The sequence below is a fragment of the Franconibacter pulveris genome (assembly GCF_056780215.1).
Genome location: NZ_CM165555.1, coordinates 3,191,494 through 3,208,833 on the forward strand (window position 1 = coordinate 3,191,494; position 17,340 = coordinate 3,208,833).

16 protein-coding genes are annotated in these 17,340 nt (G+C 57.0%); 7 read left to right on the plus strand and 9 right to left on the minus strand.

Translation table 11 applies throughout. From position 1 onward, the window contains the following. Positions 1-265: 265 nt before the first annotated feature. From ACU4F7_RS15110 to sanA, 4 genes are all read left to right on the plus strand, one after another. A complete protein-coding gene (locus ACU4F7_RS15110) occupies positions 266-661 on the plus strand; it encodes a CidA/LrgA family protein (RefSeq protein WP_029593357.1) in 396 nt (131 codons plus the stop codon). Continuing rightward, on the plus strand, positions 661-1,356 hold the full coding sequence (locus ACU4F7_RS15115; protein ID WP_029593359.1) for a CidB/LrgB family autolysis modulator: 696 nt from the start codon (positions 661-663) through the stop codon (positions 1,354-1,356). Before ACU4F7_RS15110 ends, ACU4F7_RS15115 begins: the two co-directional genes overlap by 1 nt. A 130-nt stretch (positions 1,357-1,486) precedes the next feature. Then, the gene (gene cdd, locus ACU4F7_RS15120) at positions 1,487-2,371 is read left to right on the plus strand and encodes a cytidine deaminase (protein WP_029593361.1); all 885 of its coding nucleotides are present in this window, start codon (positions 1,487-1,489) and stop codon (positions 2,369-2,371) included. A gap of 125 nt (positions 2,372-2,496) precedes the next feature. Then, entirely contained in the window at positions 2,497-3,210 is a 714-nt protein-coding gene (gene sanA, locus ACU4F7_RS15125) for an outer membrane permeability protein SanA (protein ID WP_024559675.1), read from the plus strand. A 258-nt stretch (positions 3,211-3,468) separates the two neighbouring features. Here sanA and mglC read toward each other — a convergent pair whose 3' ends face one another. The 7 genes from mglC to ACU4F7_RS15160 form a co-directional block, all read right to left on the minus strand. After that, a complete protein-coding gene (gene mglC / locus ACU4F7_RS15130; RefSeq protein WP_029593365.1) occupies positions 3,469-4,479 on the minus strand; it encodes a galactose/methyl galactoside ABC transporter permease MglC in 1,011 nt (336 codons plus the stop codon). A 15-nt stretch (positions 4,480-4,494) separates the two neighbouring features. Further along, complete coding sequence (gene mglA, locus ACU4F7_RS15135; RefSeq protein ID WP_024556323.1) at positions 4,495-6,015, minus strand: galactose/methyl galactoside ABC transporter ATP-binding protein MglA; 1,521 nt, start codon at positions 6,013-6,015, stop codon at positions 4,495-4,497. A gap of 84 nt (positions 6,016-6,099) precedes the next feature. Beyond that, positions 6,100-7,095 carry a galactose/glucose ABC transporter substrate-binding protein MglB gene (mglB, locus tag ACU4F7_RS15140; RefSeq protein ID WP_029593367.1) on the minus strand — a complete coding sequence of 332 codons (996 nt, stop codon included), beginning with the start codon at positions 7,093-7,095 and terminating at the stop codon, positions 6,100-6,102. Positions 7,096-7,383: 288 nt separating this feature from the next. Beyond that, entirely contained in the window at positions 7,384-8,409 is a 1,026-nt protein-coding gene (galS, locus tag ACU4F7_RS15145; protein ID WP_029593368.1) for an HTH-type transcriptional regulator GalS, read from the minus strand. 154 nt (positions 8,410-8,563) lie between these two features. After that, a complete protein-coding gene (yeiB, locus tag ACU4F7_RS15150) occupies positions 8,564-9,721 on the minus strand; it encodes a DUF418 domain-containing protein YeiB (protein ID WP_481637259.1) in 1,158 nt (385 codons plus the stop codon). Between the two features lie 19 nt (positions 9,722-9,740). After that, positions 9,741-10,409: a GTP cyclohydrolase I FolE gene (folE, locus tag ACU4F7_RS15155; protein ID WP_029593370.1), complete on the minus strand. Its 669-nt coding sequence runs from the start codon at positions 10,407-10,409 to the stop codon at positions 9,741-9,743. A gap of 104 nt (positions 10,410-10,513) precedes the next feature. Then, positions 10,514-11,662 (minus strand): YbfB/YjiJ family MFS transporter, encoded by a 1,149-nt coding sequence (locus tag ACU4F7_RS15160; protein ID WP_481637260.1) that lies wholly within the window; start codon positions 11,660-11,662, stop codon positions 10,514-10,516. A gap of 129 nt (positions 11,663-11,791) precedes the next feature. Between ACU4F7_RS15160 and fghA the strand changes: the two genes are divergently transcribed. Further along, positions 11,792-12,622, plus strand: coding sequence for an S-formylglutathione hydrolase (gene fghA, locus ACU4F7_RS15165; RefSeq protein WP_481637261.1), 831 nt, complete (start codon positions 11,792-11,794; stop codon positions 12,620-12,622). Positions 12,623-12,676: 54 nt separating this feature from the next. Here the strand turns inward: fghA and ACU4F7_RS15170 are convergent, their stop codons facing one another. Both ACU4F7_RS15170 and yieE read right to left on the minus strand, forming a co-directional pair. Then, positions 12,677-14,146: an amino acid permease gene (locus tag ACU4F7_RS15170; RefSeq protein ID WP_029593373.1), complete on the minus strand. Its 1,470-nt coding sequence runs from the start codon at positions 14,144-14,146 to the stop codon at positions 12,677-12,679. Positions 14,147-14,327: 181 nt separating this feature from the next. After that, positions 14,328-15,194, minus strand: a complete 867-nt coding sequence (yieE, locus tag ACU4F7_RS15175; RefSeq protein ID WP_024556315.1) for a DNA-binding transcriptional regulator YeiE — start codon at positions 15,192-15,194, stop codon at positions 14,328-14,330. Between the two features lie 117 nt (positions 15,195-15,311). Here yieE and ACU4F7_RS15180 point away from each other — a divergent pair, with 117 nt between their 5' ends. Continuing rightward, entirely contained in the window at positions 15,312-16,361 is a 1,050-nt protein-coding gene (locus ACU4F7_RS15180; RefSeq protein WP_481637262.1) for a YeiH family putative sulfate export transporter, read from the plus strand. Positions 16,362-16,435: 74 nt separating this feature from the next. Beyond that, positions 16,436-17,293 carry a deoxyribonuclease IV gene (gene nfo, locus ACU4F7_RS15185; RefSeq protein WP_029593376.1) on the plus strand — a complete coding sequence of 286 codons (858 nt, stop codon included), beginning with the start codon at positions 16,436-16,438 and terminating at the stop codon, positions 17,291-17,293. Positions 17,294-17,340 lie beyond the last annotated feature (47 nt).

Here is a 17,340-nt window from a genome sequence, read left to right on the forward strand (position 1 = left end):
CAACGTGTTTGCCATCAGGAAATCGCCCATCCAGGCGCAGCGTACCGCCCAGCGCTTCTACGTAACGCGTTTTCGGTTTCGTTTGTTGTAATAACAAGCGCGAAGAGACGCGCTTTGCACCCCTGTCGCGATTTAGCGAAGCCGTAACGCTGTTCACCACTGTGCCTCGCGGGAATATCAAGTATGCTGACAATTCATGGTGTGATCGGTAGCACAGTTTACGCTTTAATTGTATGATGAATGCATTCCGCAAAGGGTGACTTTCATGAGTATTACGCTGACGACTCTCTGGCAATTCATACGCGCTTTTTTGTTAATTTACGCCTGCTTATATGCGGGCATCGCTATCGCCGCCCTGCTGCCGATAACCATTCCCGGCAGCATTATCGGCATGCTGATTCTCTTCCTGCTGCTCTCTTTGCAGATACTTCCCGCGAAGTGGGTAAAGCCTGGTTGCCATGTGCTTATCCGCTATATGGCGCTGCTGTTTGTGCCGGTCGGCATTGGCGTGATGCAGTATGTGGATGTGCTGCGCGCCCAGTTTGGCCCGGTCGTTATTTCCTGCTTTATCAGCACGCTTGTGGTGTTTCTGGTGGTGAGCTGGAGCTCGCACCTGGTCCACGGCGAGCGCAAGGTCATCGGGCAGAAGGAGAAAAAGTGATGCTTGAGAATATCTGGTGGTCGCTGCCGCTGACGCTGGTGGTCTTCTTCGGCGCACGCAGGCTGGCGGCGAAGCTCAAATCGCCGCTGCTTAATCCGCTGCTGGTGTCGATGGTTATCATCATTCCTTTTCTTGTGGCGACCGGCATCTCCTATGAACGCTATTTCGCGGGCAGCAAGATCCTGAATGACCTTCTGCAGCCGGCGGTGGTGGCGCTGGCGTTTCCGCTTTATGAACAGCTGCACCAGATCCGCGCGCGCTGGAAATCGATTATCACCATCTGTTTTATCGGCAGCGTGGTGGCGATGATTACCGGCACCTCTGTCGCTCTGCTGATGGGCGCAAGCCCCGAAATCGCCGCGTCGGTATTGCCGAAATCCGTAACTACGCCAATTGCGATGGCGGTAGGCGGCAGCATCGGCGGCATTCCGGCTATCAGCGCCGTGTGCGTTATCTTTGTGGGGATTCTCGGCGCGGTGTTCGGCCACAGTTTGCTGAATTTAATGCGCATTCGCACCAAAGCCTCCCGCGGGCTGGCGATGGGCACCGCCTCGCACGCCCTGGGCACCGCGCGCTGCGCGGAGCTGGATTACCAGGAAGGGGCGTTCAGTTCCCTGGCGCTGGTGATCTGCGGCATTATCACCTCGCTTATCGCGCCCTTTTTATTCCCGGTTATTCTGGCCGTTTTTGGCTAAAAGTTGCGATACGTCGCGCAAATTCATTTTAAATTTCATTTGTTGCATAGGCAGTGAGACGAAAATCACATATAAAGCCCAGCGAGGCCCGTAAACTACGGCTCCAGTAAACTGATAAGAGGCTTAGCCCATGCATTCACGTTTTGAATCTGCTTTTGCACAGCTTCCCGCCGCGCTCCAGGAGTCCCTGGCGCCGTGGCTCGCCGAGGCGCATTTCCCGGCCATGCTGAGCGCAAGTCAGGTTGAAGAGGTAAAACGCCACAGCGGGCTGGATGACGAAGCGCTCGCTTTCGCGCTGCTGCCGCTGGCGGCCGCCTGCGCGCAGACCGACATCTCCCACTTCAACGTCGGCGCCGTAGCCCGCGGCCTGAGCGGCGCGCTCTATTTCGGCGCGAACATGGAGTTCACCGGCGTGGCGATGCAGCAGACCGTGCACGCGGAGCAAAGCGCCATCACCCACGCCTGGATGCGCGGCGAAAGCGGCCTCTGCGCCATCACCGTGAACTACACCCCTTGCGGCCACTGCCGCCAGTTTATGAACGAGCTGAACAGCGGCCTGACCCTGCGCATTAACCTGCCGGGACGCGCGCCCTCTAAGCTTGGCGACTATCTGCCCGACGCCTTTGGTCCACGCGACCTTGATATTAAAACGCTGATTTTCGACGCTGAGGATCATGCATTCGCCTTAAAAGGCGAAGCGCTCGGCGACGCGGCGATAAAAGCGGCTAACCGCAGCCACGCGCCTTACAGCCAGTCGCCTTCCGGCGTCGCCCTGCAAACTCATGACGGGCAGATTTTTAGCGGCAGCTATGCTGAAAACGCCGCGTTCAATCCCTCGCTGCCTCCCCTGCAGGCGGCGCTGAATCTGCTGAGCCTGAACGGCTATGGCTGGCGTGATATTCAGCGGGCGGCGCTTGCGGAAAAAGCGCAGGCGAATATCGTTCAGTGGGACGCAACCGTTGCTACGCTTCGCGCCATTGGTTGCGACGCCGTCGAACGCATCGAACTCGCCTGATACCCACCCTGCGGATGAAACGTCCGCAGTGGTGAAAATTGCTTCAACCGATACGCTGATTCTTGCTCTTGTCCAACGGGTAAAGTAGCCTTGGATGAAATTTCACCCCTGCTCCGAGTACCTGAATGTTGAAGCGTTTGTTATACAGCCTGCTGGTTCTGATTAGCTTATTGCTGTTAACTGCGCTGGGGCTTGACCGCTGGATTAGCTGGAAGACCTCTCCCTACGTTTATGATGAACTGCAGGACCTGCCCTATCGGCAGGTTGGCGTGGTGCTGGGCACGGCCAAGTATTACCGCACCGGGGTCATCAACCAGTATTACCGCTACCGCATTCAGGGCGCGCTGAACGCTTATAACAGCGGCAAAGTGAACTACCTGCTGCTTTCCGGCGACAACGCGCAGCAGAGCTATAACGAGCCGATGACGATGCGCAAAGATTTTATCGCCGCAGGCGTCGACCCGGCGGACATCGTGCTGGACTACGCGGGCTTTCGTACGCTGGATTCGATAGTTCGCACCCGCAAAGTGTTTGATACCAACGATTTCATCATTATCACCCAGCGCTTTCACTGCGAGCGCGCGCTGTTTATTGCGCTGCATATGGGCATCCAGGCGCAGTGTTACGCCGTTCCCTCGCCTAAAAATATGCTCCCGGTGCGCATTCGCGAGTTCGGCGCTCGCCTCGGCGCGCTGGCGGACCTCTATATCTTCAAGCGCGAACCGCGCTTCTTAGGGCCGCTCATCCCGATTCCTTCACTGCATGAAGTCCCGGATGACGCGCAGGGATACCCGGCGGTGACGCCGGAGCAGCTGTTAGAGTTGCAGAAGAAGAAGTAATAGCGGGTTAAGCGTTAACCACACGCAGCCGGTTTGCCTTCGCTCCTCATCCCCAAAGCGCGAGGGAGAAAACCCGCCTTTTAATCCGCTACGCCGCGCTGTTCCCATGATGGGTTAGCTTTAGCGGCTCCTGCTATGCCCGCCGCCGCAAAAGGCGAATGGCGCTTCGCTCACTCACCCTGTTCCCTTTGTCTCCTGCTGCCCCGTCCATAAAAAAAGCCCCCGCGTCTGCGGAGGCTTTTTCGCACTGCTAAGCGATTACTTTTTGCGAGCGTATTTCAGGGAGTCCAGCGCTACCGCGAAGATAATGATGGCGCCCTTGATGATGTACTGCCAGTACGGGTTTACGCCGATATAGGTCAGGCCGTAGTTGATAACGGTGAAGATTATCACACCGGTTACCACGCCGAGCACCGTACCCACGCCGCCGCTGAAGGAAACCCCGCCCACCACGCAGGCTGCGATGGCGTCGAGTTCATACATAAAGCCGAGGTTGTTGGTGGCGGAACCGATACGGCCCGCTTCCAGCATCCCGCCGAAGGCGTAGAAGACGCCGGAGAGCGCATAAATCATCAGCAGGTTCAGCGCCACGTTCACGCCGGAAACCTTCGCCGCTTCCGGGTTGCCGCCGATGGCGAAGATATTTTTACCAAAGCGAGTTTTGTTCCACAGGATCCAGACGAACGCTACCGCGATCAACGCATAGAAGGTGATGTAAGAGAGCCTGAAGCTGCCTATGGCCAGGAAGCCTTGCGTAAAGGTCGAGAAACCGCTGTCGAAACCGGAGATCGGCGAAGCGCCCACAAAATCGTAGTACAGGGAGTTGATGCCGTACACGATGATCATGGTGCCGAGCGTGGTGATAAACGGCGTTACGTTCAGGTAAGCGATAACGATGCCGTTAATCAGGCCGATGATGGCGCCGATAGCGCAGACAATCAGGATAACCAGCGCAATCGGCATGGTCGCCATTTCCGGGAACACCTTGTTGGCGTTTTCCATTGATTGCAGCAAAGTCGCCGCGACTACCGCCGCGAGCCCTACCTGACGACCGGCCGAAAGGTCGGTGCCCTGGGTAACAATAAGCCCCGCGACGCCCAGCGCGATAATAATACGCACCGAGGATTGGGTCAGAATGTTACTTAAGTTAAGCAGGCTTAAAAAAGTGGGATCCTGGAAAATAATAATGGCCAGCAACACTAAAAGAACGACGTAAATACCGCCTTCTTTCAGATAAGTGAGAAAACTCTTCTTATTTAACGCACTCATGAGGAGCCCCTGATATTAAAGGTGCAAAGACGCAAGACGTAAAATTTCGTTTTGCGTTGTCGTTTTAGTGTCAACAATTCCAGCGACGAGGCCATTGCTCATTACCAGAATACGATCGGTTATCCCTAACAGCTCTGGCATTTCGGAAGAGATAATAATGATCCCTTTGCCTTTTTTCGCCAGCTCAGCAATAAGCTGATAAATTTCAAACTTCGCGCCTACGTCAATACCGCGCGTCGGTTCATCCAGCATTAATATTTCCGGTTGCGTCAGCAGCCAGCGACCGATAATCACCTTTTGCTGGTTGCCGCCGGAAAGCGAACCGATTTGCGTCCGGTGCCCTGGCGTTTTCACGCGCATGGAATCGATAACCCACTGGGTATCACTTTTCATACGGGAATTATCCAGCAGACCGACTTTGTTTTTGTAATTGCGAATATTGGAGATCAGGGAGTTAAAACCGATATCCAGATAAGCGTAAATCCCCGTTGAACGACGCTCCTCGGTCACCAGCGCGAAACCGTGGTTAATGGCTTCGTTGGCGGTGTGGTTATTAATCTGTTTGCCGTGCAAGGTAATGGTGCCCGCCGATTTTTCACGGATACCAAATAACGTTTCCACAATATCGGTGCGCTTGGCGCCCACCAGTCCCGCGATACCGAGAATCTCCCCTTTATGCAGATCAAAGGAGACGTCACGGATAGAGGGCTGGCGCAGCGAGGTCAGGTTGCGCACTTCAAGGATCACTTCACCCGGTTTGTTTTCTTTATCCGGGAACCGCTGATTGAGCGAACGGCCCACCATCATGGCGATGATCTTATCCATATCCAGCCCTTCAAGCGGCTGGGTGGCGATCCACTGCCCGTCGCGCAGGATAGTGATTTCATCGCATAGCTGGAATATCTCTTCCATTTTATGGGAGATATAAACAATGCCGCAGCCGCGCTCTTTCAGCTTACGAATAATTTTAAAGAGATGATTCACCTCTTTTTCCGTTAGTGAAGAGGTGGGCTCATCCATAATGACGATTTTCGCGTCGTAGGAGAACGCTTTGGCGATTTCAATCATCTGCATCTGCGAGACAGAAAGCGTCCCCACGCGCGCGCGCGGATCGATATCAATATCCAGCTCGTCGAAAATCGCTTTGGTATCGCGATACATTTTGTCCTGATCGACAAATACCCCTTTGGTGGGGTAGCGACCAAGCCACATATTGTCCATAACAGAGCGCTGCAAAACCAGGTTTAACTCCTGGTGCACCATGGAAATACCATTTTCCAGCGCTTCTTTGGCCGAATGAAAATCAATTTCTTTTCCCTGGAAAAGAATGCTGCCGGAATCTTTCTGGTAGATCCCAAAAAGGCACTTTAATAACGTTGACTTGCCTGCGCCGTTCTCCCCCATTAACGCGTGGATGGAGTGAGGACGAACTTTTAAATTTACGTTATCGAGTGCCTTAACGCCGGGGAATGACTTGTTGATATTGGTCATTTCCAACAGGTATTCGCCTGACGTCTGCGTAGTATTGCTGACCATAATTACACCTGGCTGCGAGAGTATTGTCTGAGCATGGCACGGTTTAAAAGGGGCGCTTGCGCGCCCCGGAAAAGCATTTAACGATTATTTATTGCTAAACTGCGCCAGGTTGTCTTTATCAACGCCGACGTACGGAATACGAACCACTTTGTTTTCAATTTTCCAGTTAGTGCCGTCAGCCGCGCCTTTACCCTGCGCCAGGTTTTTCGCCAGATCAAACGTCGCTTTCGCCTGGTTGTTGGCGTCGTTCAGCACGGTACCGGCCAGCGCGCCGGATTTCACCAGCGCCAGCGCTTCCGGCAGGGCGTCAACGCCGAATACCGGGATTGAGGATTTGTTATGCGCCTTCAGCGCTTCTACCGCGCCCATCGCCATCGCGTCGTTGTTGGCGATCACGACTTCAATTTTGTTGGCGTTCGGACCGGAGAGCCAGGCGTCCATTTTGTCTTTCGCCTGAGCGGTATCCCACATGGCGGTATCTAACTGCAGCTGCTGGGTTTTGATGCCTTTATCGTTCAGCTCTTTAATCACGTAGGTGGTACGCGCTTCGGCATCCGGGTGGCCCGGCTCGCCTTTCAGCAGTACGAACTGGATCTGGCCGTCTTTGTTCAGGTCCCAGTTTTTGTTCGCAGCCCAGTGCTTGGCGATCAGGTCGCCCTGAATAACGCCGGATTCTTTGGAGTCGGTCCCTACGTAGTAAGCTTTGTCATAGCTGTCGAGCGCTTTGCGTGAAGGTTCTTTGTTATAAAACACAACCGGCACGTTCTGCCCGCGCGCTTTTTCGATGACGGTACCCGCGGCTGCCGGGTCAACCAGGTTGATGGCAAGGGACTTCACGCCTTTCGCCAGCAACACGTCAATCTGGTCGTTCTGCTTGGACTGGTCGTTCTGCGAGTCGTTCATCAGCAGCTCAACGTCTGGCGTGGCTTTTGCTTCTTTCTCAATAGCCTTGCGTACTACGGACATGAAGTTATCGTCATACTTATAGATAGTCACGCCGATACGGTCAGCGGCCTGGGCTGCGGCGCCAAACAGCATGCAGGACATAACGGCAGACAGAGTAAGGACCTTCTTATTCATGGTATCTCCGGTTTTATGCAGGGTAGTTCTTGTGAAAAACGGGCGGCGGGGTAGTAATGTTAGAAAAGTGTTACTGACCACCGAAGCTCACTTTAAAATTTTCTTCCTTGATCGGTAACGCTCCAGTACTGCGTCTTTTTGTTTGTTTTCGGCCCTTAACCCATGCTCTTAGCGCAACGTTGCTGTTACATAGTGTTTCAGCCTTTAAAACGCTGACATCATAGACCAGCGTAATGTTAATATACTGTGAATTTACTCACAGATTGAAAGCGGTTACATCACTCTCATTTATAAACTAGTGATCGGCCCCACACTTTGCTTTCCGGCCACGGAATGGCGGCGCACCAGCGTCGGCATAAAGCAGTGACTGGCCTGCAAATCGAGCTCTCCTGCGGCGCCCTGCAGCGCCAGCTCGGTGGCAAGCCGCGCCATGGAAACAATGGGATAGCGCACCGTGGTGAGTTGCGGATCGGTGTAGCGGGCGATCGGAATATCATCAAAACCAATGAGTGACAAATGCTGCGGCACGGCAATGCCATTATCTTTCAGCGCCGTTAGCGCGCCTGCCGCCATGCTGTCGTTATAGGCAAATACCGCCGTGAGCTGCAGGTTGCGCCCCAGTAATTCCACCATCGCCGCCTCGCCGCCCTGCATATCGGGGCTGCCCGTGCCGACCCAGCTTTCCGGCGGCGTTATCCCCTGCTCCGCCAACGCCCGCAGCCAGCCCTCTTTACGCTGGTCATCATCTTCAATGCGGTGAGCGGAAGCCAGATAGCCGATGCGCTGATGGCCATTGCTTTGCAGCATGCGGGTCGCCATCATCGCGCCGGTGACATTGTCCAGACCGACGCAGCGATGCGCGTAGCCGGGCACGATACGGTTAATCAGCACCATGCCGGGGATTTGGTCGAGAAAGCTTGCCAGCTCTGCGTCGCCGAGCGCTTTGGCATGAACGATTAAGGCGCTGCAGCGCTGTCGAATCAGCACTTCTATGGCATGGCGCTCTTTTTCCGCTTCATGGTAGCTATTGCCGATGAGCACATACTTTTGATGCTGCTGGGCCACGGTATCCACCGCTTTTACCAGCGCGCCGAAGAAGGGATCGGAAACGTCCATCACCACCACGCCAATGGTATCGCTGACCTGGGTGGCCAGCGCCTGGGCGTTGGCGTTCGGTCGGTAGCCTAGCTGGCTGACCGCCTGCATAACGGTTTCACGCGTTTCAGGGCTTACCAGCGCGCTGTTGTTCAGAACGCGGGAGACCGTAGCGACAGAGACGCCCGCAAGCCTTGCGACGTCACGAATAGTGATCATAACGATCACCTTTAAGTAGTTGGCAGCAGTTCACAAATACCCCCTGTGTAAGCCTGGGGGCTATTCTGGCAGCGAGCAGAAAGGCGCTACGTGAAGCGCATCACAGCGCTGGAAACGGTTACATACGAAATGTTAACGATTGTGATCCAGATCGTTATCTTGTTGTTTGCGATAACGGCACGCCTGACGCTCTGGCCGTGAGCTGCCGCCAGAGCCACTCCACCGGCCCCTGGCGAAAACGACGCAGCCAGAGTACAGAGATCAACATGTTAACTGCCCAAACGGCGGGGACGAAGGAGAGCAATTGCAGGCGGTCAAACTTCATAAACAGCCCGAAGCGATGAAACAGCATGATGCAGATTAACGATTGCAGCAGGTAGTTGGTGAGCGCCATGCGGCCAACGCAGGCCAGCGCGCCGGTTAACCTGAACCTGGCGAGCGACGGCCAGAAACCATAAATCAGCGCCGCGTAGCCGATGGTTTGCAAGGGCGCGCTGATTTCACGCGGTGCTTGCAGATAAAAAGCGGTCCAGTGGTAATCCCAGCCGATTCGCCACTGCGCGATAACCGCAGGCAGGTTAACCAACAGCCCGACGAGCACCAGGATGACGCCCGTACGGCGATAATGCTGCAGACTGAACTCGCCGCGCAGCCAGCCGCTGCGCATCAGCGCCGCGCCGATAAGCATCATTCCAGCCAGCTCCCAGCCGTACTGCGCGCCGAGCGCCAGCAGGCTTGAAGAGAGCAGATCGAGCCGATTATCGATAGCCTCCGCCCCGCCGTTCAGCTTCCAGAACTGCTCATATTGCAGGTGCGCGGCGTCCGGCACCCACGAACGGTTGATCTGGTCGCCAGTGATAGCGCCAAGCAAAAGCAGCACGCCCACGCCCATCAGGTACAGCAGCACCCCGGTGTTAAACAGCGATTTAACGCCCGGCGCGTCGCGCACCATTCGCCAGCTGATAAGCCCTACCAGCCCATAGGCGAGCAGGATATCGCCATCCCACAGAAAAACCGCATGCAGAAAACCGAAAATCACCAGCAGGCTCAGGCGCGCCTGAATCCAGCGTTTGCCCCGAACGAGCAGCATTTGCAGGCCAGCGCCAAACAGCAAGGCGAAAAGCGTGAGGAATTTAACCTGCGCAAAGAGGTCCAGCAGCGCCCAGGTCCAGGCGTCGCGCAGCGTCGCTTCGCCATACCAGGCGGGGTTGAGGTAAGCCGCCTTCGGCAGACCGAAGGCGTTGATATTCAAAAGCAGGATGCCCAGGATGGCGACGCCGCGAACCACGTCCAGCGTGACGTTTCTAGCCATGGCGGGCCTGCCTTATCAATTAGCTGGGGTGGCGTACCGCGCGCAGAAATTCCTGGCGCGTATTCTGGCTGGACTTAAACAGCCCGCCGAGCGACGTCGTCGTGGTGGCGCTGGTTGCGTCGCGAATGCCGCGCGCTTTTACGCAATAGTGCACCGCGTCAATGGACACCGCCACGTTGCTCGTGCCAAGCAGCGTTTGCAGCGCCACCAGGATCTGCTGCGTTAAACGCTCCTGCACCTGTGGGCGCTGGGCGAAAAACTGCACAATGCGGTTAAGCTTCGACAGCCCAATCACCGAGTCTTTCGGAATATAGGCCACGGTGGCTTTGCCGTCGATGGTGACAAAGTGGTGTTCGCAGGTGCTGGTCAGCGTGATGTCGCGAACCGTGACCATCTCATCCACTTTCATCTTGTTCTCGATGACGGTGATTTTCGGGAAATTAGCGTAGTCCAGGCCGGAGAAAATCTCGTCGACATACATCTTGGCGATGCGATGCGGCGTTTCCATCAGGCTGTCATCGCTCAGATCAAGATTAAGCAGCTGCATAATCTCGGTCATATGACCGGCGATAAGGCGCTTGCGGGTTTCGTTATCCAGCTCGTGCAACGGCGGACGCAGCGGCGTCTCCAGCCCACGCGCAACCAGCGCCTCGTGTACTAGGGCAGCTTCTTTTGAGAGTAATGACATCTTATTTTTTCTCCAGCAGGTGTAACCAGCCTTTGCCGCAGGGGGCAAAGTGAGCGTTCATTGTGCGTGAGCGGGCGCACATAATCCAGTAGCGGGACCGATAATTATTGGGATTGTTGATTCCTTTCTTCGTCGCGCCGCCAGACCAGCGCGCCGCCGATAACCAGCGCCACGCCAGCTATCCACAGCGCCGGCTCCAGTCTGCCGGTGAGAAAGCTGGCAACCGCGGACGTCATCGGGCCGACAAGCTGCCCCACGGCATAACCGGTCGTGAGCAGCCCGGCCAGATAGCGCGTGTGCTCCGGCGCCAGCTCTCGCCCGTAGTGCAATGAAAGCTGCACGGCGCAGAGAAAGCCGCCGCCCACCAGCAGCGCGCCGATAACCAACCCGTTGATACCCGGCAGCCATGCGGCGGCCACCACGCCCGCGGCCTGCAGCCACAGCACGATTGCCAGCCGCTGATTGCTTTGCAGCACCCCGCGAAGCAGGATGCTAAGCGCAATGCCGATAACCGAAGCGCCGCCAAAAACAGGCCAGACAAACTGTGCGAACAGGCTGCCTGGAAAGCGCGCCGCCGCCATTTGTGAAAGAAACGTCGCGGGCAGAATATAACCAAACCCGGCAAGACTGTAGCTCCAGACCAGCTTTTTCAGTCCGGTGGTCAGGCGCAGCGGCTCAGGCTGGTTGCCCGGGCGGTGCAGATGTCCCCGGCGCGGCAGATTGCGGACAATCAGCGCGATAAACAGCAGCGCCAGCGCGCCGTAGATAAGCCAGCCCTGCTGCGCGCTGAGCCCGGCGCCGTGGATCCAGACCGCCAGCAGGCCGCTGATGGCGATGCCGGCGCCCGGCCCGGCGAACACCGCGGCGCTAAGGCCTGGCCTGCCGAAATGGGCGAGCTGTTCGTTGGTCCAGGCGGCCATCAGTACCAGCCCCCAGCCGCTCATGCAGCCAATAACGAAGCGCAATACGGCGTGCGGCCAGGGTCCGTCGACAAATGCGGAAAGCAGCGTCAGCAGCACCGCGCCGCCGACGCCCGCCCAGAGCCGAAGCTCGACGTGACGCTGCGCGCGCATCGCATCCCATGCCCCGACCAGATAGCCAAGATAGTTTGCGGCGGCGACCAGTCCGGCGCTGGTGAGCGTTAACTGCCCCTCCCCTACCATCAACGGCACCTGAGGCGTAAACGCAAAACGTCCAATCCCCATCACCACCACCAGCGCGAGAAACCCGGTCAGTGCAATCCGCAGCGCCACAGCGCCTCCATTTGTTAAAATAACGTTATGGCTATGATGCAGCATGACTTTTCTAAGGTGAAGTGAAACTTGTTCACCCGTCAATTCGCGTTTGCGCTATTCTGTTCAGCTATTTATAAGGAGCCGCCTATGGAACTGCTCGACGAGCATCGCTGTTTTTCCGGCCAGCAGCAGCGCTGGCGACATCATTCTCAGGCGCTCAACTGCGCCATGACCTTCAGCATTTTTCTGCCGCCTGAAACCGACGCGCCGCCGCCCGTGCTTTACTGGCTCTCCGGCCTGACCTGTACCGATGAAAACTTCACGACCAAAGCGGGCGCGCAACGCGTGGCGGCTGAACTGGGCATTGCGTTAGTGATGCCGGACACCAGCCCGCGCGGCGATGAGGTGGCGGACGCGGAAGGGTACGACCTCGGCAAAGGCGCCGGTTTCTACCTTAACGCCACCGTTGCGCCCTGGGCATCCCACTATCGCATGTATGATTACCTGCGCGATGAACTGCCGAAAGTGATTGCGGAGAACTTTACGGTGGCGGACCGTTGCGCCATCAGCGGCCACTCAATGGGCGGCCACGGCGCGCTTATCATGGCGCTGAAAAACCCGGGGCGTTTCCGCTCGGTTTCCGCCTTCGCGCCAATCGTCAACCCGGCGGCCGTGCCGTGGGGGAAGAAAGCGTTCACCGCCTATCTTGGCGAAGATGAAAGCCAGTGGCGCCAGTGGGACAGTTGCGCATTGCTGGAAAAGGCCGATCCGGCGCACGCTATCCCCACGCTTGTCGACCAGGGCGACAGCGACCCGTTCTTCGGCGAACAACTCCAGCCGGCGCGGCTTGATGACGCGGCGCGCAAGGCGGGCTGGCCGCTGACGCTGCGCATGCAGCCGGGTTATGATCACAGCTATTATTTCATCGCCACCTTTATTGAAGAGCATTTGCGCTTCCACGCGCAGCACTTGCGCTGATACATCCATGCGGCAAACCGGCAATAAAAAAGGGCGCTTAAGGCGCCCTTTTTGTTATTTCTTCAGATGGTCAGGAAACGTCATTTCGCTGTAACGCACGAAATGCGTGCCTCTGCTCCACTTGTAACCAAACCAGATTATCAGGAACAGCGGAATGCCGATGTAGGTTGCCGCAACGGCCGTCCAGTCAATCGTATCTTCCAGGAAAGCCTGATAGTTCTGGCCGAGCGTGATGATAAGACACAGCACGAAGGCGAAAATCGGGCCCAGCGGGAAGAAGCCGGAGCGGTACGGCAGGTCGTTGATATCGTTGCCCTGCATGACATAACCGCGACGGAAGCGGTAATGGCTGATAGCAATGCCGAGCCAGGCGATAAAACCGGTCATCCCCGAAGTGTTCAGCAGCCACAGGTAAACCGTCTGGTTGCCGAACATGGAGGTGAGGAAGCACAAGCCCGCGACCACGGTCGTCGCATAGAGCGCGTTGCGCGGTACGCCGCCTTTAGACAGCGTTGAGAAAATACGCGGCGCTTTGCCGTCGCAGGCCAGGGTGTAGAGCATGCGGGTGGAGGCGTACATGCCGGAGTTGCCCGCAGAGAGCACCGCCGTCAGGATCACCGCGTTCATAATGGCCGCCGCAGAGAGCAGGCCCGCGTGCTGGAACACCAGAGTGAACGGGCTGACGCTGATGTCTTTAACGTCGTTGCGCAGCAGGCTCGGGTCGGTGTAGGGGATAATCAGGCTGATAATCAGAATGGCGAACACATAGAACAGCAGGATACGCCAGAAAACCTGACGCACCGCGCGCGGAATATTCTTCGCCGGGTCTTCCGATTCGCCCGCCGCGATGCCGATGAGCTCGGTGCCCTGGAAAGAGAAGCCGACAATCATCGCCACGCCAATCATCGCCGAGAAGCCGCCCGCGAATGGCGCCTCATCAATGCTCCAGTTGCTCCAGCCTGCCGGTTCAGCGCCTTTGAAAATGCCGACAATCATCGCGATGCCGACCAGGATAAAGATAATCACGGTCGCCACTTTAATCAGCGAGAACCAGTACTCCGCTTCGCCAAAGCCTTTTACGGAAATGTAGTTCAGCAGGAACATGATGCCGAGGAAGACGGCGCTCCAGATCCAGCCTGGCGTATCCGGGAACCAGTAGCTCATCACAAGCTGCGAGGCCACAAGGTCGACCGCGATGGTGACCGCCCAGTTGTACCAGTAATTCCAGCCCAGCGCGAAGCCGAAGCCCTCTTCTACGTAGTTCTGCCCGTAGGTGGCGAACGAGCCGGAGACCGGCATATAGGCCGCCAGCTCGCCAAGGCTGGTCATCAGGAAATAGACCATCAGGCCAATAAGAATATAGGAAAAGAGCGCGCCGCCCGGGCCCGCCTGAGAAATCGTCGCGCCGGATGCGACAAACAGCCCTGTGCCGATAGAGCCGCCGATGGCGATCATCGTCAAATGACGCGCCTTTAATTCGCGGCGTAGCGCAGGCGCTTGTGTGGTTTTAGATTCGGAAACCATATAAAAATAATGCCCATCCATCAAAAGAGGCGCGATTGTAGCAGACTCAAACCGAAGCGCCTGGTGGAAATACGCGGTTATAAGAGACGTTCATGATAGCTGCTGGATCATAAGTAAAGCAGCGGATCTGCGGGAGAGCGAAAATTTTATCTTATGACTAACGCGCGTTTTGCCGGCTCGCTCAGGGTTCGCAGTAGCGTAAAAAACGCTGCAGGGCGTTGGACAGGTGCTTCTGGCGATGATGGATCCGGTAGAGCGTTCGCGTCAGCCGCGGCAACGGCGCCTTCACTTCGACCAGCGAGCCGGTTTCCAGCTGTTCGGCTATCACCCTGCGTGAAAGACAGCTGATGCCCAGCCCGTGGCGCACCGCATGTTTAATCGCTTCAGAGTTGCCAAGCTCCATCGCCAGCACAAACTGCGGCAGGTGTGAAAGCAGAAGGTAATCGACAATTTCCCGCGTGCCGGAGCCTTTCTCGCGCAGGATCCAGGGCGCGGCGGCAAGACGCGCCAGCGTCACTTCCCCGTTTAAAAGCGGGCTTGCGGGAGAGGCGAAGACCACCAGCTCATCCTCAAGCCAGGGTTCGGTGACGATTTCCGCCATATGGCACGGCCCTTCGATAAGCCCAATATCGACGCGAAAATCCGCGACGGCGTTAATCACGTCCTGACTGTTGCCCACGCTCATTTCCAGCGGCAATGACGGAAAGTCGCGGCGGTAGCGGGCAATCACTTCCGGCAAAATATAGTTGCCGATAGTGCTGCTGGCATAAACGCGGATAGCGCCGTTATCTTCGCGAAAAAGCTGCTCTATCTCTCCCGCCTGCTCCAGCAGCGCCACGGTGCGCGGATAAAGCAGCCGCCCGTGCTCGTTGACCACCAGCCGTTTGCCCACCCGGTCAAAAAGCTGCACGCCAAGCTGGCCTTCCAGATCGGTTAACGCTGCGCTGACCGCCGATTGCGACAGCGCCAGCATTTGCGATGCCTGGGTGGTGGAACCGCTTTTCAGCACTTCGGCAAACACTTCCAGCTGACGCAGGGTGATATGCATGACTCGCCTCAATAGTAAGAGCTCTCTTACCACTTATGATGATTAATTATAAATATATAATCAATTTTATTTTTAAGTCGCCGCGCCTTACGCTTTGCACACAGTAAGGAGAAGGCTATGACAATACTCACACTACGCAAACCGCAGCATCACGTCATGCACTATGCGCCTGGTCTGGCGCTCACTGCCCTGGTGGCAGGCGCAGCCCTGTGGGCCGGCGCGATCCCGGCGGTCGCTGGCGCCGGGCTTAGCGCGCTGACGCTTGCTATCCTTGCCGGTATGCTTGTCGGCAATACGGTTTACCCTCGCCTCTGGCAATCCTGCGACGGCGGCGTGCTGTTCGCCAAACAGCACTTGTTGCGACTGGGCATTATTCTTTATGGCTTTCGCCTGACGTTCGCGCAAATCGCACAGGTGGGCGCAAGCGGCCTGCTGGTGGATATTCTCACGCTCAGCAGCACGTTTTTTCTCGCCTGCTGGCTTGGGCGGCGCGTTTTTAAGCTCGATCGCGAAACGAGCTGGCTGATTGGCGCCGGCAGCAGCATTTGCGGCGCGGCGGCCATCCTCGCCACCGAACCGGTTATCAAAGCGCAGGCCAGTAAAGTGACCGTGGCGGTGGCGACGGTGGTGATTTTCGGCACGCTGGCGATTTTTCTCTATCCCCTGATGTGGCCCTGGCTGAACGCCTTTTTCTCGCCTGAAACTTACGGCGTCTATATGGGCTCGACCATGCATGAAGTGGCGCAGGTGGTGGCGGCGGGCCATGCGGTGGGGCCGGATGCGGAAAACGCGGCGGTTATCGCCAAAATGCTGCGCGTGATGATGCTCGCCCCGTTCCTGATTTTTCTGGCGGCGCGGGTAAAACAGCTGGCGCCTGCAAATGACGGCAAGCGCAGCGCCATCACTATTCCCTGGTTCGCTATCCTGTTTATTCTGGTGGCGGTGTTCAACTCCTTCCATCTGCTGGCGCAACCGCTGGTGGATGCGCTGGTGACGCTCGATACCGTTCTACTGGCGATGGCGATGGCGGCGCTTGGCGTGACAACGCACCTCAGCGCGCTGAAAAAAGCGGGCGTGCGGCCGCTGCTGATGGCGCTCCTGCTCTTTTTCTGGCTGATTGTGGGCGGCGGAGTGATTAACGTTATCGTTGAGCGGCTAATGGCATAAACCGGCACGCGCTTTCCTGGACGTTGCCGCTATGATAAAACGTTCCCCCTTTGCGGGTATGACAGGAGAGAAAGATGAAGTTTATTGGAGCGCATGTCAGCGCCTCCGGCGGGCTTGCCAATGCCGCCATCCGCGCCGCCGAGCTGGAAGCGACAGCTTTCGCGCTGTTCACCAAGAATCAGCGTCAATGGCGTGCCGCCCCGCTCACCCCGGCGATTATCGATGAATTCAAAGCGGCCTGTGAAAAGCATGGCTACGGGCCGGGGCAGATCCTGCCGCACGACAGCTTTTTGATTAACCTCGGCCATCCGGAAGCGGAAGCGCTGGAGAAATCCCGCAAGGCGTTTATTGACGAGCTGACGCGCTGTCAGCAACTCGGGCTGACGCTGCTGAACTTTCACCCCGGCAGCCACTTACAGCAAATCAGCGAAGAGGCCTGCCTCTCCCGCATCGCCGAATCGGTGAACATCGCGCTGGAGCAAACGGAAGGCGTGACGGCGGTCATTGAAAACACCGCAGGCCAGGGGAGCAACCTCGGATTTCGCTTCGAGCACCTGGCGGCGATTATCGACCAGGTGGACGACAAGAGCCGCGTCGGCGTCTGCATTGATACCTGCCACGCCTTCGCCGCGGGTTACGACCTGCGCACGGAAGAGGCGTGCGAAGAGACCTTCGCCGAGTTTGACCGTATCGTCGGTTTTCAGTATTTACGCGGCATGCACTTAAACGACGCGAAAAGCGCTTTCGCCAGCCGCGTGGACCGCCACCATAGCCTCGGCGAAGGGAACATCGGCCATACGCCGTTCCGCTGGCTAATGCGCGACAGCCGCTTCGACGGCATCCCGATGGTGCTTGAGACCATTAACCCGGATATCTGGGCTGAAGAAATCGCCTGGCTTAAGGCGCAGCAAACGACTACGGCAACGGTATAACCGCTATTTTCAGCAATAAAAAAAGCTCCCCGCAGGGAGCTTTTTTC

What these genes read in the sequence shown, in the direction of transcription:
- ACU4F7_RS15115 (WP_029593359.1), top strand. Translation starts at nt 661, where the DNA reads ATGCTTGAGAATATCTGGTGGTCGCTGCCGCTGACGCTGGTGGTCTTC.
- mglC (WP_029593365.1), bottom strand. Translation starts at nt 4,479, where the DNA reads ATGAGTGCGTTAAATAAGAAGAGTTTTCTCACTTATCTGAAAGAAGGC.
- folE (WP_029593370.1), bottom strand. Translation starts at nt 10,409, where the DNA reads ATGTCATTACTCTCAAAAGAAGCTGCCCTAGTACACGAGGCGCTGGTT.
- nfo (WP_029593376.1), top strand. Translation starts at nt 16,436, where the DNA reads ATGAAGTTTATTGGAGCGCATGTCAGCGCCTCCGGCGGGCTTGCCAAT.
- fghA (WP_481637261.1), top strand. Translation starts at nt 11,792, where the DNA reads ATGGAACTGCTCGACGAGCATCGCTGTTTTTCCGGCCAGCAGCAGCGC.
- yieE (WP_024556315.1), bottom strand. Translation starts at nt 15,194, where the DNA reads ATGCATATCACCCTGCGTCAGCTGGAAGTGTTTGCCGAAGTGCTGAAA.
- galS (WP_029593368.1), bottom strand. Translation starts at nt 8,409, where the DNA reads ATGATCACTATTCGTGACGTCGCAAGGCTTGCGGGCGTCTCTGTCGCT.
- ACU4F7_RS15170 (WP_029593373.1), bottom strand. Translation starts at nt 14,146, where the DNA reads ATGGTTTCCGAATCTAAAACCACACAAGCGCCTGCGCTACGCCGCGAA.
- sanA (WP_024559675.1), top strand. Translation starts at nt 2,497, where the DNA reads ATGTTGAAGCGTTTGTTATACAGCCTGCTGGTTCTGATTAGCTTATTG.
- mglB (WP_029593367.1), bottom strand. Translation starts at nt 7,095, where the DNA reads ATGAATAAGAAGGTCCTTACTCTGTCTGCCGTTATGTCCTGCATGCTG.
- ACU4F7_RS15110 (WP_029593357.1), top strand. Translation starts at nt 266, where the DNA reads ATGAGTATTACGCTGACGACTCTCTGGCAATTCATACGCGCTTTTTTG.
- ACU4F7_RS15180 (WP_481637262.1), top strand. Translation starts at nt 15,312, where the DNA reads ATGACAATACTCACACTACGCAAACCGCAGCATCACGTCATGCACTAT.
- cdd (WP_029593361.1), top strand. Translation starts at nt 1,487, where the DNA reads ATGCATTCACGTTTTGAATCTGCTTTTGCACAGCTTCCCGCCGCGCTC.
- mglA (WP_024556323.1), bottom strand. Translation starts at nt 6,015, where the DNA reads ATGGTCAGCAATACTACGCAGACGTCAGGCGAATACCTGTTGGAAATG.
- yeiB (WP_481637259.1), bottom strand. Translation starts at nt 9,721, where the DNA reads ATGGCTAGAAACGTCACGCTGGACGTGGTTCGCGGCGTCGCCATCCTG.